15 protein-coding genes and 1 pseudogene are annotated in these 12,393 nt (G+C 58.5%); 13 read left to right on the top strand and 3 right to left on the bottom strand.

Features of this window, described 5'->3' with window-relative positions; all coding sequences use genetic code 11:
* Positions 1–64: 64 nt before the first annotated feature.
* The 4 genes from AACY07_RS14495 to AACY07_RS14480 all read left to right on the top strand — a co-directional run bounded on the left by AACY07_RS14495 (position 65) and on the right by AACY07_RS14480 (position 4,123).
* Positions 65–1,141: a DUF1615 family protein gene (locus AACY07_RS14495; RefSeq protein ID WP_133077666.1), complete on the top strand. Its 1,077-nt coding sequence runs from the start codon at positions 65–67 to the stop codon at positions 1,139–1,141.
* Positions 1,142–1,198: 57 nt separating this feature from the next.
* A complete protein-coding gene (locus AACY07_RS14490) occupies positions 1,199–2,893 on the top strand; it encodes a DUF262 domain-containing protein (RefSeq protein WP_339475503.1) in 1,695 nt (564 codons plus the stop codon).
* Positions 2,894–3,044: 151 nt separating this feature from the next.
* The gene (locus tag AACY07_RS14485) at positions 3,045–3,446 is read left to right on the top strand and encodes an antitoxin Xre/MbcA/ParS toxin-binding domain-containing protein (protein ID WP_133077649.1); all 402 of its coding nucleotides are present in this window, start codon (positions 3,045–3,047) and stop codon (positions 3,444–3,446) included.
* Positions 3,446–4,123, top strand: a complete 678-nt coding sequence (locus tag AACY07_RS14480; RefSeq protein WP_133077648.1) for an RES domain-containing protein — start codon at positions 3,446–3,448, stop codon at positions 4,121–4,123. Before AACY07_RS14485 ends, AACY07_RS14480 begins: the two co-directional genes overlap by 1 nt.
* A 45-nt stretch (positions 4,124–4,168) precedes the next feature.
* On the opposite strand, the gene AACY07_RS14475 is transcribed toward AACY07_RS14480, so the two are convergent.
* Complete coding sequence (locus AACY07_RS14475; RefSeq protein WP_133077647.1) at positions 4,169–4,771, bottom strand: hypothetical protein; 603 nt, start codon at positions 4,769–4,771, stop codon at positions 4,169–4,171.
* Between the two features lie 108 nt (positions 4,772–4,879).
* On the bottom strand, positions 4,880–5,104 hold the full coding sequence (locus tag AACY07_RS14470; RefSeq protein ID WP_339475501.1) for a hypothetical protein: 225 nt from the start codon (positions 5,102–5,104) through the stop codon (positions 4,880–4,882).
* Positions 5,105–5,201: 97 nt separating this feature from the next.
* On the opposite strand from AACY07_RS14470, the pseudogene AACY07_RS14465 reads away from it, so the two are divergent.
* Both AACY07_RS14465 and AACY07_RS14460 read left to right on the top strand, forming a co-directional pair.
* Positions 5,202–5,394, top strand: a pseudogene (locus tag AACY07_RS14465) (colicin E3/pyocin S6 family cytotoxin).
* Positions 5,391–5,615, top strand: coding sequence for a DUF7683 domain-containing protein (locus AACY07_RS14460; RefSeq protein ID WP_133077645.1), 225 nt, complete (start codon positions 5,391–5,393; stop codon positions 5,613–5,615). The pseudogene AACY07_RS14465 and the gene AACY07_RS14460 overlap by 4 nt, the downstream one beginning before the upstream one ends.
* 616 nt (positions 5,616–6,231) lie before the next feature.
* Here the strand turns inward: AACY07_RS14460 and AACY07_RS14455 are convergent.
* The gene (locus AACY07_RS14455; RefSeq protein ID WP_339475500.1) at positions 6,232–7,569 is read right to left on the bottom strand and encodes an aminotransferase-like domain-containing protein; all 1,338 of its coding nucleotides are present in this window, start codon (positions 7,567–7,569) and stop codon (positions 6,232–6,234) included.
* An 85-nt stretch (positions 7,570–7,654) separates the two neighbouring features.
* Here AACY07_RS14455 and AACY07_RS14450 point away from each other — a divergent pair, with 85 nt between their 5' ends.
* The 7 genes from AACY07_RS14450 to AACY07_RS14420 all read left to right on the top strand — a co-directional run bounded on the left by AACY07_RS14450 (position 7,655) and on the right by AACY07_RS14420 (position 12,313).
* Positions 7,655–8,626 carry a threonine dehydratase gene (locus AACY07_RS14450; protein WP_339475498.1) on the top strand — a complete coding sequence of 324 codons (972 nt, stop codon included), beginning with the start codon at positions 7,655–7,657 and terminating at the stop codon, positions 8,624–8,626.
* Positions 8,627–8,649: 23 nt separating this feature from the next.
* Complete coding sequence (locus AACY07_RS14445; protein WP_339475496.1) at positions 8,650–9,105, top strand: GNAT family N-acetyltransferase; 456 nt, start codon at positions 8,650–8,652, stop codon at positions 9,103–9,105.
* A gap of 26 nt (positions 9,106–9,131) precedes the next feature.
* A complete protein-coding gene (locus AACY07_RS14440; protein ID WP_133077641.1) occupies positions 9,132–9,533 on the top strand; it encodes a hypothetical protein in 402 nt (133 codons plus the stop codon).
* A 125-nt stretch (positions 9,534–9,658) separates the two neighbouring features.
* Entirely contained in the window at positions 9,659–10,003 is a 345-nt protein-coding gene (locus AACY07_RS14435; RefSeq protein ID WP_133077640.1) for a hypothetical protein, read from the top strand.
* A gap of 61 nt (positions 10,004–10,064) precedes the next feature.
* Positions 10,065–10,619, top strand: a complete 555-nt coding sequence (locus AACY07_RS14430; RefSeq protein WP_219263166.1) for a UPF0149 family protein — start codon at positions 10,065–10,067, stop codon at positions 10,617–10,619.
* A 112-nt stretch (positions 10,620–10,731) separates the two neighbouring features.
* Positions 10,732–11,412 carry a GNAT family N-acetyltransferase gene (locus tag AACY07_RS14425; RefSeq protein ID WP_339475493.1) on the top strand — a complete coding sequence of 227 codons (681 nt, stop codon included), beginning with the start codon at positions 10,732–10,734 and terminating at the stop codon, positions 11,410–11,412.
* A gap of 49 nt (positions 11,413–11,461) precedes the next feature.
* A complete protein-coding gene (locus AACY07_RS14420) occupies positions 11,462–12,313 on the top strand; it encodes a CAP domain-containing protein (RefSeq protein WP_219261261.1) in 852 nt (283 codons plus the stop codon).
* Positions 12,314–12,393: the final 80 nt, after the last annotated feature.

Here is a 12,393-nt window from a genome sequence, read left to right as displayed (position 1 = left end):
TGGCAGGGCATATTTAAAGGAGTTGTATCGGGTGAATCGATTCTTCAGGTGTTTTTTATCGGTGATGCCCCTGGTGGTAGTGGCGGGTTGCGGTACCCAGGGGTCGCGGACAACCCCGGATATCACCCCCGACCAGGCACGTGCCCGCATTGTGCAATTGCTCCCGGTGAAAACCGCGGATCGCCAGGGCTGGGCGGCGGATATCCAGGTCGCGTTTACCGCTCAAGGGCTGGCCCCCACCGATGAGAACCTGTGCTCCGTGCTGGCGGTGACCGAGCAGGAGTCGACCTTTCAAGCCGACCCGCCGGTGCCCGGGCTGGCCACCATCGCCCGCTCGGAAATCAACCGCCGCGCCGGCAAACTGCATATCCCCGAGTTTGTGGTGCGCAGCGCACTGAGCATCACCTCGCCCAACGGCAAAACCTACAATCAACGCCTGGACACCGCCCGCACCGAAGGCCAGTTGAGCGCCATTTTTGATGATTTCATCGGCATGGTGCCGTTGGGCAAAAGTCTGTTTGGCGGTTTGAACCCGGTTCACACGGGCGGGCCGATGCAAGTCAGCATCGCCTTTGCCGAACAGCGGGCACGGGACTATCCCTACCCCGTGACGCACTCGATCCGCCAGGAAGTCTTCACGCGCCGGGGCGGCATGTACTTCGGTATCGCCCATCTGCTGGGCTACCCGGTCGACTACACGCAATCGCTGTATCGTTTTGCCGACTTCAATGCGGGTTGGTATGCCAGCCGTAATGCCGCGTTTCAGAATGCCGTCAGCCGCGTTTCAGGCATTCCGCTGGCACTGGATGGCGACTTGACCATCCCCGGCTCCTACGCACTCGGCTCCACCGAATTGGCGGTGCGCGCCCTTGGCAAACAGGTGGGCCTGAGCAACAACGCGATCCGCCGCCAACTCGAAAAAGGCGACAGCCTGGCATTTAACGACACGGATCTTTACCAGAGCGTCTTCGCCCTTGCCGACCGCCAGCAAGGCAAACCCCTGCCCCGCGCCGTGCTGCCGGGCATCACCCTGCAAAGTCCGAAGATCACCCGCAACCTGACCACCGCCTGGTTTGCCAAGCGCGTGGATGAACGGCGGGCACGGTGCATCAACAAGGCGCAGTCACTGCCCAAGGGATGAGCATGGCATAATATGGCTTATGGCCATTAGTCTTGTATCGATCGACAAGGATTTCTCGTGAACCCCTCAACCACCGTTCAAAACATGCTGGCGAACAAACGAATCGTCGTACCGGCCTATCAGCGCGCCTATTCATGGGAGACGCCGAACCCCACCAGCACGCGCACCACACAGACCGACGTATTCCTTTCGGACCTTGAGGACTACCGCACCAGCAGTGCCCGGAGCCCTTACTACTTCGGGCATTTTTTGTTTGAGGAAAAAGATGGCAAGTATCAGGTAATCGACGGCCAGCAGCGGCTGACAACCCTGACCCTGTTCTTGTCGGCCCTGTTCAAATGCCTCAAGGCCCTGCGCCCGTTGAGCGAGACGGAACAGGCATGCTATGCCAACGTGATTCGCACGCCCCATGTGATTCGCTTCAACACCGTGGACTATGACAACCGGGTGTTTATCGATTACGTGATTGACCAGGTCAAGAATGACCACAAGGGCCTGAGCACTACCTCTTCCCAACGCATTGTCGACGCATTCGACTACTTCACGGGACAACTGAAAAACAAGCCGGAAACCTACCTGTGCCGAATGCTGGATATCGTCTGTCAGGCCGCTTGCACGACGCACAGGGTTCAGGACGAAGCCGAAGCGATTCAAATGTTCATCTTCCAGAACAACCGTGGCAAGCGCCCTTCAAACCTGGAAGTGGTCAAGGCCCAGTTCATGTATGCCGTACACCTGCGCGGTGACGATGATGACCACAAGCAATTGCTGATCAGCGAAATCAAGGACCGCTTTGAGGAGATCTACAAATCCATTGCCTCGATTGACTATCGCATCAACGAAGACGAGGTATTGCTCTACACCCTGAGGGTTCAGTTCAACTCTCTATGGGAAAGCGACAGCCTGGATAAAATCGACAAACTGCTCGGCCAGCCAGACTCGCTGATCTTTATCCGAGAATTTACCCAGGCGTTGGCGGCCAGCTTTCTGCACTTGTGCAATTTTTTCGGCCCCGACGAGAAAAAACACTTTGCGATTCACGCACTGGTGACCTTGGGGAGTATCGGGATTGTTCTGCCTTTTATCATCAAGGCCTATCGCTTCAACCTCGAGATGCACGAGATCGAATCACTGTGCCGCGCATTTGAAGGGTTAATCGTGCGCCACCGACTGATTGGAACCCGTGCGGACATCACCTCTCGCATCAGACACGTGTATGAGCAATTCACTGCACAAAATCCGCAGATCGAGCCCATTGTAGAGCGCATCAATCAGCTGAAAATTGCGGAGGCCCCCTGGTTGGGTTTTTGGAACAACGACAACCTCAGAACGGCGCTGAACAACGACATCCACCACGCCACCGCCAAGTACCTGCTGTGGAAGTATGAGAACCACCTCGAAAACAGCGGCCAGCGCGGCTACAAACCGACCCGTTACGATGACATCAAACTGCCTGAGCTGGAGCACATTGCCCCAACCACCGAGCCCAAGACCAAGCCCCACGGTTACGGCAAATATGATGAAAGCTTTGTGTCTGGCTACTTGAATTGCCTGGGCAATTACCTGCTGCTGTCCAAGTCCCATAACTGCACCGTGGGCAATGTTGTGTTTTCTAAGAAACTCGACAGCTACACCCACACCACCCAGCAACGGGAAATCGCCGAACTGTGCGGTGACAAACCGCTATGGGGCAAGCGAGCCATTGACCGCAGGCATGAACGGATCGTTGAAGTGCTGATGGAACAGCTGTAAGGCGCCATGTGCACCTTCGCCGGGGCCAGACCAACGGCCCCGGCACGTGCGAGCCCGTGCCGTTACATTTTCATAAATCATATATGAACTGATTTATTGAAAAGAGCCACATCCGGAGTAAGCTGGAAGTATCAACTCTCTGGAGGCCGCCATGCACCTCGTAGCCAAACATCCCGAACCCGAGATCACCAGTGGCGATGCGGGCCGGGTTGCCCTGACCTTTTTCTTCAGCCTCATGGAGCATTGGGGCTGCACCAAGGACCAGCAGTGCACATTGCTCGGTTCCATCGGCAATACCACCTACTTCAAGTACAAAAAACTGCCGAACGTGCGCCTGCCCCACGACACCCTGGAGCGCATTTCGTACTTGATGGGCGTGCACAAGGCATTGCGCATCCTGTTCAGCAACCAGCCTGAACGTGCCTATGAATGGGTGCACAAACCCAACACCGCTGCGCCCTTTAACGGCCAGAGCGCCTTGAGTTACATGCTCGCTGGCCAGGTGGTCGACCTGGCAGATGTGCGCCGCTATCTGGATGGAGTGCGCGGCTGATGCCTGATGCAATGCTGCCTGAATGGAACAAGGCTTATCGCATCATCAACAGCGCGTTCCCGCCCGTTTCAGTGTTTGAAGACACCCTGGACCCGGCCGACCTGGAGATCGCCTTTGTCCTCGAAAGCCTGACCAATGACCGGCTGCGCGATCAGGCAGGCGTGCTCAACAGGGTCCGGCCAGAAGACCGCCTGTGTGGCGAAGGCTCGACCGCCGTGATGGCTGCTTTTACCCATATCGGGCGGGCCAGTCGTTTTACCGATGGCAGCTACGGCGTGTACTACTGCGCCAACAGCGTAGAGGCGGCAATCGCCGAAACCTGTTTTCATCAGGAGCAATTCTGGCGGGCGACACAGGAGCCCAGCATCGAAATCACCATGCGTACCTATATCAACCGCGTCGTGCAGCCGATGATCGATGTTCGTGGCGACCCGGGGCTGCATCAACCTTCGCCGTCAGGTTATGGCCTGTCTCAGGCATTCGCCCGGCCATTGCGCGAAGACGGCGCCTGGGGCCTGCTTTACAAGAGCGTGCGCCTTGACGGACACGAATGCGTTGCCGCGTTCCGCCCACCAGCGCTCTCGCTACCGGTGCAAGGCCAGCATTTTCGGTATGTGTGGGATGAGAGGACGCAGGCGATTGCCTGGGTGTTGCAGGTCACTGAAGTGGTGAGATAGGAGCAGGGCAACGTCACTGTCGCCACCCTGCCCCCGGCTCAAATATTACAAGCCATCAGTAGGCTTGAGCGTGCGCTCGGCCACTGCGTCAGCGCTTTTTTCCTGCCAGACCGGCCAGTATTCAGCGCGTTTCTTCTCTACGCTGGCTTTGACCCGCTCGTACCAGGCCAAAGATTTTGGTGAGTTGGTCACCATGTCCGTGTCTTCAACCCAGCCTTTGAAGTTCTTGGACTTCAGGCTGTGGGAGGCTTCAGGGTCATTACTGATCGGCCACAGTGAAAAGCGTGCTTTCCACAAACCCATGCGCGGCGTTACCAGCGCGTAGTAGGTTTTGCCTGCCACAAGGTCGGCTTCCATGAAGTCGGCCGCTTCAGACACCACCATGTAGGTGTGCTTGCCAGGGGTGGCGGGATGGGCGATTTTCGTGCCGTTGGCCATGACACCAATGAATTGTGTCTTGCCATCGGTCACGTCATACAGCGAGGACACAATGGCTTTGCCGGTATAGGCATCGCGCATGAACACCACTTGTGCCATGCCTGGCGCAGGTGGCTGCACCGCCTGGTCTGCTACCGGGTCCATTGGATTGCTTGCGCAACCGGCCAAAAGCAAGGTGCCCAGCAGGGTAAAGATATAAAACACGCGCATCTACAGCTCCTTTGAATTGCAACTTCCTGGCCCGGCACCTGCCGAGCCCGCGGCATTATCGACAGATCTTGCCCTGGCCTCAAACCAGATCATTGATCGCGACACCACTCAGAGGGTGTATTGCCTGAACAGTTCCTCCTTGATGATCAACAAGGCATCTTCGTAGTAGCGCTCGCCCCGAGCTTCGCTGAGCAACACCGAACGCACGCTGCCCTCGCCCTCACTGGGCGTGTGCTCGCAAGTGAGGTAGAACTCGGCAGTGTCGGGCTTGAATTCCAGGTAATAGAACAACTCGCGACCTTCTCGGTGCCAGTAGCCAATTTCTCTGCGCATGGGGGTTCCTTGGACAATGCGGGCGTTAAAGGATACACAAGACTTTTGGGCGCAGCGGTCACAAGACAAGCTTCTTCGGCTTGGCTGGCAGACCTGAATGAGCCAAATCAAAAACTTCAGTTCAAGCTTGCGTCCACGCTGGAAGAGCAGAGACGGCACAATCTCCGAATGGGATGCTCAGCATGGTGCAGTTGAAAAAAAATAAACGCGCTAAGCACCTCGGCGAGTTCGATCACGAAACGGGCACTCAAAACAAAGCAGCAGACCCGACAAGGACAGTAGAACCATGAAACATGTGATTATGGGCGTTTCTGAAGGTGAGGACTTTGCATCCTTTGAAAAGGAGATTCCGGTTTCTGTCGCGGATCTTAAACCGATAATGGGCTGGGAAAAAGACGATGACTACGTATACGACTACCAGCTTACTTCGGAGCAAATTAGCGCTATAGAGCAGCTTTGTTCGTTGGAGCTACCCAGAGATCTGGAGCTTTTTCTAACGTGTAACGCCTGATAACTGGTGGTCGCAAACCGTACCAACACTCACCACAGACGTACAAAGCGAATCAAGCGCCATCGTCGGGATTACGCAGTGGCCGCAACTCCCCATGGGCAACCTCATCCGGTACCACGAAAGAATAACATCCCAGCATATTGATGCCTTTTTGGATACTTTTTCGGCGGCTGGAAGAAGTTCCTCGGTTTAAAGGCGAAAACCATATTCCAGCTAAACCAAAATGCCGGATATGTACCCGGCCAGCCTGTTAGCAACAAGGGGGCCGCTTCGCAGCGGGTTCGTCGTCAACTACGCGTTGTAGTCGCTGACGAGTAGAACGAGGCTGCGTTCGAGATGGTACGCCACTGCGACGTAGCGGGCGCAAAACCGGTACACGCGCTGACGCAGCCTCGCACGGCTCGTCAGCGACTACAGGTTCGCCACCAACTCCGCGTTGTAGTCGCTGACGAGTGGAACGAGGCTGCGATCGAGATGGTGCGCCACTGCGACGTAGCGGTCGCAAAACCGGAACACGCGGTTTGCCTGATTAACCGTGCAAGCTGATTTTACGACTGCTACGCAGCCGGACGCAGCCTCGTTCCACTCGTCAGCTGCTACGGATCGCGAGTACCACTTAGCAATTACCCGCAGTCCGCTCCAGCGCCACTTTCAGAACCTGGACACTGGCAGCCGCTGTCAGGCTGATGCGCACCGCATTGGTCGCGGTGGGTTTGACCGCAAATACATCCGCAGGCACCACATCGACCCCCGCTGCGCGGCACGCCTCGGCAAGCGGGCTCTGACCCTCGGCCACCGTCAGCCAGATATGGGGCGAAGGGGTCTGTGTCTGGTACATCCCGGGGCCCAGGATCTTTTTTGCCAGCCGCCAGCGTCGGGCAACTTCCCGGCTTTGCCACTGCACACGGGTTTGCGCAGTGCCGTCGCCAATCCATCGGCAAGCAATCGCCATGCACAGGGGCGATACTCCCCAGTGCGCCGACTGGGCATAGGGATCAATACGTGCCAGCAACTGCGGACTCGCCACGATCCACCCCACGCGCACGCCCGCCGCAACAGTCTTGGACAAACTGCTGACCAGCACCGTGAGTTCGGGCAAGAAACGGTACAACGGCGGGCTGTCGGTGAGTGCCCCGTATACGTCATCTTCAATCACCATGACACCGTGGCGCCGGGCGACGTGGGCAATGGCCCGCTTGCGCTCAATGCTCATCACGGCCGACGTGGGGTTTTGCAGGGTGGGCGTCAGTACGGCAATCCGCGCCCCCGTAGCGCGGATCATCCGGTCGAAGTCCTCCGCCACGATGCCTTCCTGGTCAAGCGCTACGCCATGCATGGGCAGGCGCAGTTGCGCGCAGGCAGCCTTGATCCCCGGAGCGGTAAACGCCTCGACCAGCACCGGCTCGCCGGCCTGGCACAGCGACAAGAGCACGGTGAACAGCCCTTGCTGGGCGCCGGTACACGGCATGATGTTTTCCACGGTCAACTCCAGCCCGCGCCCCTTGAACCAGGCCGCGCCCTGAGCCCGCGTCAGCAGTAAGTCCGCCGCACTCAAGTAGCCTTGCAAGCGGATGGCCTGGCGACTGTCGAGTACCCATGACAACGCCTGCCCATCATGCTCACCCACGTGATCAATGGCGGGCACGTTGGTTCGCAGGTCGATGCGTTGCGCGTGCTCATCGGCGTGCTGCAGCCTGAACAGGGTCGCTTCCTGACTGCTCGCCAGCACGTAGGTGCCACGGCCCACCTCGCCCGAGACCAGATGCCGACGCGCCGCCTCGCGATAGGCCTGCATGGTCGTGCTGGGGTTCCAGCCCAATGCCCAGGCAAGTCGCCGCTGTGGCGGCAAGCGTGCGCCGGGTTGCAGTTCGCCACAGGCGATGGCCTGGGTGATGGCATCGACCAGCGCCAGGTAGCGCGGCTGGTCCGTGTCGTTGAGCGTCGGTATCCACATTTATTGTTGGCCATGCAATATAAGGATCGGCCCATACAATGCGTTGTGCCTAGAATCGAGTCAAACCCCTCGATGACGGTGCGCCATGTTTGACTTGAACGACCTTCGCCTTGCAGCACAAACCGTATACCAGACCCTGGCGCCAACACCGCAACTGGCCTGGCCCTTGTTGACTCAGCGCCTGGGTTGCACGGTGTGGGTCAAGCATGAAAACCACATGCCCACCGGCGCGTTCAAAGTGCGCGGGGGGTTGTTGTATGTGCAGGGCTTGCTGGCACGGGAACCGAACACCAGAGGCCTGGTCACGGCCACCCGCGGTAATCATGGGCAAAGCCTTACCCTGGCGGCCCGGAGCATGGGGCTGCCAATCCGTATCGTGGTGCCTGAAGGCAATTCCCTGGAAAAAAACGCGGCCATGCGGGCGCTGGGTGCAACCGTCATTGAATGCGGCAAGGACTTCGATGAAGCGCGGGCCGAAGCCGCCACACTGGCCGCAACCCATCAATGGCATCTGGTCCCCGCCTTCCATCACGACCTGATTCGCGGGGTCGCCACTTATGCGCTTGAGCTGCTTGAAGCCATCGAGGAACTGGACACGGTGTATGTACCCATCGGCATGGGTTCGGGGATTTGCGGGCTGATCCAGACCCGTGATCTGCTGGGCCTGGACACAGAAATCGTGGGGGTCGTGTCATCCCATGCCGATGCCTATGCGCAAAGCGTTGAGCAAGGCCGCGTGGTGTGCACAGACTCGGCCCACACCTTCGCCGACGGTCTGGCCTGTCGTCAGCCGCAGCCCGAGGCTTTGGCCATTATCGCCAAAGGTGCGGCACGGGTCATTCGGGTATCTGACCAGCAGATCTCACACGCCATTCGGGTCTACCATGAAACCACCCACAACACCGCCGAAGGTGCGGGAGCTGCCGCGCTGGCCGGGTTGATCAGCGAGCAATCCAGCCAGCAAGGTCGTCGGGTTGCGCTCATTCTGAGCGGGGCCAATATTGATCGTCAGCTGTATGCGGGGATTCTGGCCGAAGGCCCTGATCCCTCAGCCTGACCCTGGAAGAGCAAGGAGCCTGTATGCAGTGTCAGATTCGTCGTGCCATGCCGGTCGATGCACACGCCATCAGCAAGGTGGTGAATGGCGCCCTGCAAGAATCCAACGCCCGGGACTATCCGCCTGAAGTGATCGCCCAGGTAGAACAGAATTTCTGCCCGGACTCGATCCTGGCGTTGATGAAACAACGCCAGATGTATGTGGCCGTGGTTGAGCAACACGTGGTCGGCACTGCCAGCCTGGACCGGGCGGTGGTGCGCAGCGTTTTCGTGAGCCCGCGCCATCAGGGGCGCGGTATCGGCCAGCAATTGATGGCACGGCTCATGGACGCCGCCCTTGTCGCCCAGATCGACGAGTTGAGAGTGCCCTCCTCGCTGACAGCCGAATCGTTCTACGCGCAGTTGGGTTTTCACAAAGTGCGCGATGAATTTAACGGCCCCGAACACACGGTGATCATGGCGCTGCGTCTGGACGCTTGAATCGTAGCGCAGCTATGCTGAACCCCATGACTCCTACAGCAGCGACCCGCTCACCCTGCCCACCCGGCGCCTGCATCTGCGAGCGGGAACAGCTGTTGGCAACCCCCGACAGCGACCTGCGCATCTTCAACCTGACCCGCCAGGCCGAGAAAGTTCTGCTGGAACGGCTGGAGAATATCCAGAGCCTCAGTGACCTGGAGCACATGCAGCGCCGCCTGCGCGAGCAACTGGGGATTGAAGTGCAGATCGACCCGGGGTTTACCGAGGTTCGCACCATGCGCGGCATTGCTATCCGCCTTGCCGAACAACCGGGTTTGTGTCGAAAAACCCGGCAGGCAATCCCGGCTGCCATCCGCCGTGCCCTGGAAAAACGACCGGAAATTGCCTACAAACTACTGGATGGTCACGACTTGCTGCGTGACACCTGAATCGGTTCAGATAAGGACTTTTAGCCATTAAAAGGCCATAATATTCAGCCTATGAACAAATTTGCTTGCCATAACCCGAATCGCTGTCCTATAAGCGCGTCTTTTATATTACAAGAGTCTTATCAATGAGTGCCGGATTCACCGAGGACGACATGCGCAGAGCGCTCGGCCTTGATCTACCTGCTGCCCCTGTTCAACCTGAAGTTGAACCTGCCCCTGCAAAAACCACCCCCACTGTGAAGAAAGCCCCGGCACCTGCAAAGGCTCAGTCACCTGCGCCGAAAAAGCGCAGTGGCCCGATTCTTCGCGTCACCATGCGCGTGACCAAGGTGTTTGACGGTGATGAAACAAAGTTTGTGCACGATTCCAAGGATTTGAGCCGGTTCAACGCAGAGCAAGAGGCCAAAAAAGCCCTGGCCAAAGCTGGCTTCAAATACTTCGAGCTTGAGTCTATCGTTTCAGTGGACTGACTTCGCACTGGCGGTCAGTCATTGACCGCCCGCTTTAGCGCCCCATCCAAGGAGCCCGTACATGCAATCGCAACCCCTGAACGCCAGCGACTTTGAAGTGATCGAGAACACGCTGCTCAAATACGGCGACGATCACTCAGTGCTCAACCCTTCAGAACTGGACGGCTACTTCACGGCTCTGGTTTCAAGTCCGACTCGGGTGGACATCGCCGAATGGTTCCCGGCAATCTGGGGCGGCCAGAACCCGGCCTGGCAAACCCCTGAAGAAGCCAAGCAGTTCATCGAGCTGAGCGTTCGCCACATCAACACCCTGGCACGGCAACTGGCTGAAGACAGTGCTGCATTTGCACCGCGTTTCGAGCAGACCGAGCACCTGGGGCAAGACGTGACGCTGGCTGAAGAATGGTGCTTCGGTTACACCCGTGCCGTTGCCATTTGCAACTGGCCAGCATTGCCCCTGCCACAGGCCAGCCTGCTGCAAGCCATTGCCGAGTGCGCCGAGCAGGACAACTTTGAACTGCCTGAAGACCTGGACGTGGCGGCTCATCAGCACAGCGTTGCCGCCATTGCACCGGCGGCGCGTGCACTGCATGACTTCTGGTTGAGCCAGCGCTGAATTCTACCTACTGCCCATGTAGTCGCTGACGAGGAACGAGGGCTGCGAGCTTTTGATTTTTAAAAGCTCGCAGCCCTCGTTCCTCGTCAGCGACTACAGAGACTTGACGCCCATGACCACCCTCACCCATTTCGATACTCCGGTCAGCGAGCCGATCAACAGCCAGATTCTGCAGATCGTCGTCGACCACCTCACCGACATCAGCGCCATGGAGATCGCGCCCAGCAATCTTCTGTACAGCATTTACCAATATGCCATTGGCTTTGAAGTGCACCTTTACCTGCAAGCACTCGACGGATCCAAGGGGATTGCGGTTGAGCTGATTGTGGCGACTGACGCTCAAGACCCGGAAAAAGTGACCGGCTTCGCCCTGTATCTGCCCGTCAAGGATGATCCGCAAGCCTGCGGCATCGCCTACATGGCCGAATTGGCCAGCCATCGTCACCTGGGTGTCACCCGGGCACTGGTCGGGGAAGTCGTGCGGCGCCATCCCCATACCGAGCTGACCTGCAGCGTGGCCAAGGTGGGGGAATTTGCAGCGATGGGCCTGCAAGTCATCGGCACCCGTGGCCCGCAAGTGTTGATGAATACCCTCGATCACAGCACCGACGGCCTGATGGGCGTGCTCGATGTTGCAGCGATCTACAGCTCCACCGAAGTGCGCCAGATTCACACCTACCTGCTGCAACGCAACGGCAAGAAGGCAATGCTGGACGCCGAGAAGAAACGCGATCGCCAGATCGATCAACTGACCGCCAGGGCAAAAGCCTTTGTGGCCCAGGCAAAAGACTAAGTCGCTGAAATAACGCATCATGGGCGCCTTACGTTGAGAGGGAACCTGTATGCGTACTCACTTTACCCTGGCCCGTGCTGGCGCCTTGACCCTGGGGCTGGCGTTCAGCGTTTCGGCCCTCGCCAGCGAAGAGTCGCAGCTGATCGACTCGATCAACGCGTATCGCAGCCAGATCCAGCGGTGTGCGGGGCAAGCCTCGCAAGAGCTGCCGCCGCTGTCCGCTGACACCCGGCTGGTATTGCCCGCCAGCAGCTTTGGTGACTTGCAGGAAGCGCTCGGGCGGGCGGCATACCCGATGGTCAACGTACAGGCGATCAATCTCTCCGGCCCCCGTGATGCGCAGGCCGCCATGAAAGCCGTGCAGGAAAGCTTCTGCCGCGTGGTACTGGACCCCCAGTTTGTCGATATCGGCGTCAGCCATGACCAGCGTGAATGGCGCATCGTACTGGCCCGCCCCCTGCTCACAGCACGCCTGGGCGACTGGCAGGCCGAAGGGCAGAAAGTCCTGGAGATGCTCAACAGCGCCCGCAACCAACCCCGTCAGTGCGGCACGCAGGCCTTTGGCCCCGCCGCGCCACTGACCTGGAACGCCACCCTGGCAACCGCAGCCCAGACCCACTCGCGGGATATGGCCAACAACAATTATTTCGACCACAAGGGTCGCGACGGTTCAACCCCGGGCGATCGCGCAGAACTGGCGGGCTATATCGCCCAGCAGATCGGCGAAAATATCGCGGCTGGACAAGACACCACGCGCAAGCTGGTCGACGGCTGGCTGGCCAGTCCTGGCCATTGCGCCAATGTGATGAACCCGGAGTTTCGCGAGTTGGGCGCAGCCTATGCAGTAGACCCGAAAAGTGACGCAGGGATTTACTGGACGGCCCTGTTCGGTACTCAGTAAGAGCACGACACGCAGTAAGAGGCTGTGGGGAGGATGTTCTAGGGGGGGTGTAGCGAGGTAAAGCAGCCCCACCCGAACAG

Source organism: Pseudomonas sp. RL_5y_Pfl2_69 (genome assembly GCF_963970465.1).
In the GTDB taxonomy this organism is placed as follows: Bacteria; Pseudomonadota; Gammaproteobacteria; order Pseudomonadales; family Pseudomonadaceae; genus Aquipseudomonas.
The sequence above is the reverse complement of the archived record's forward strand: the minus strand, read 5'-3'. Positions and strand labels throughout refer to the sequence as shown.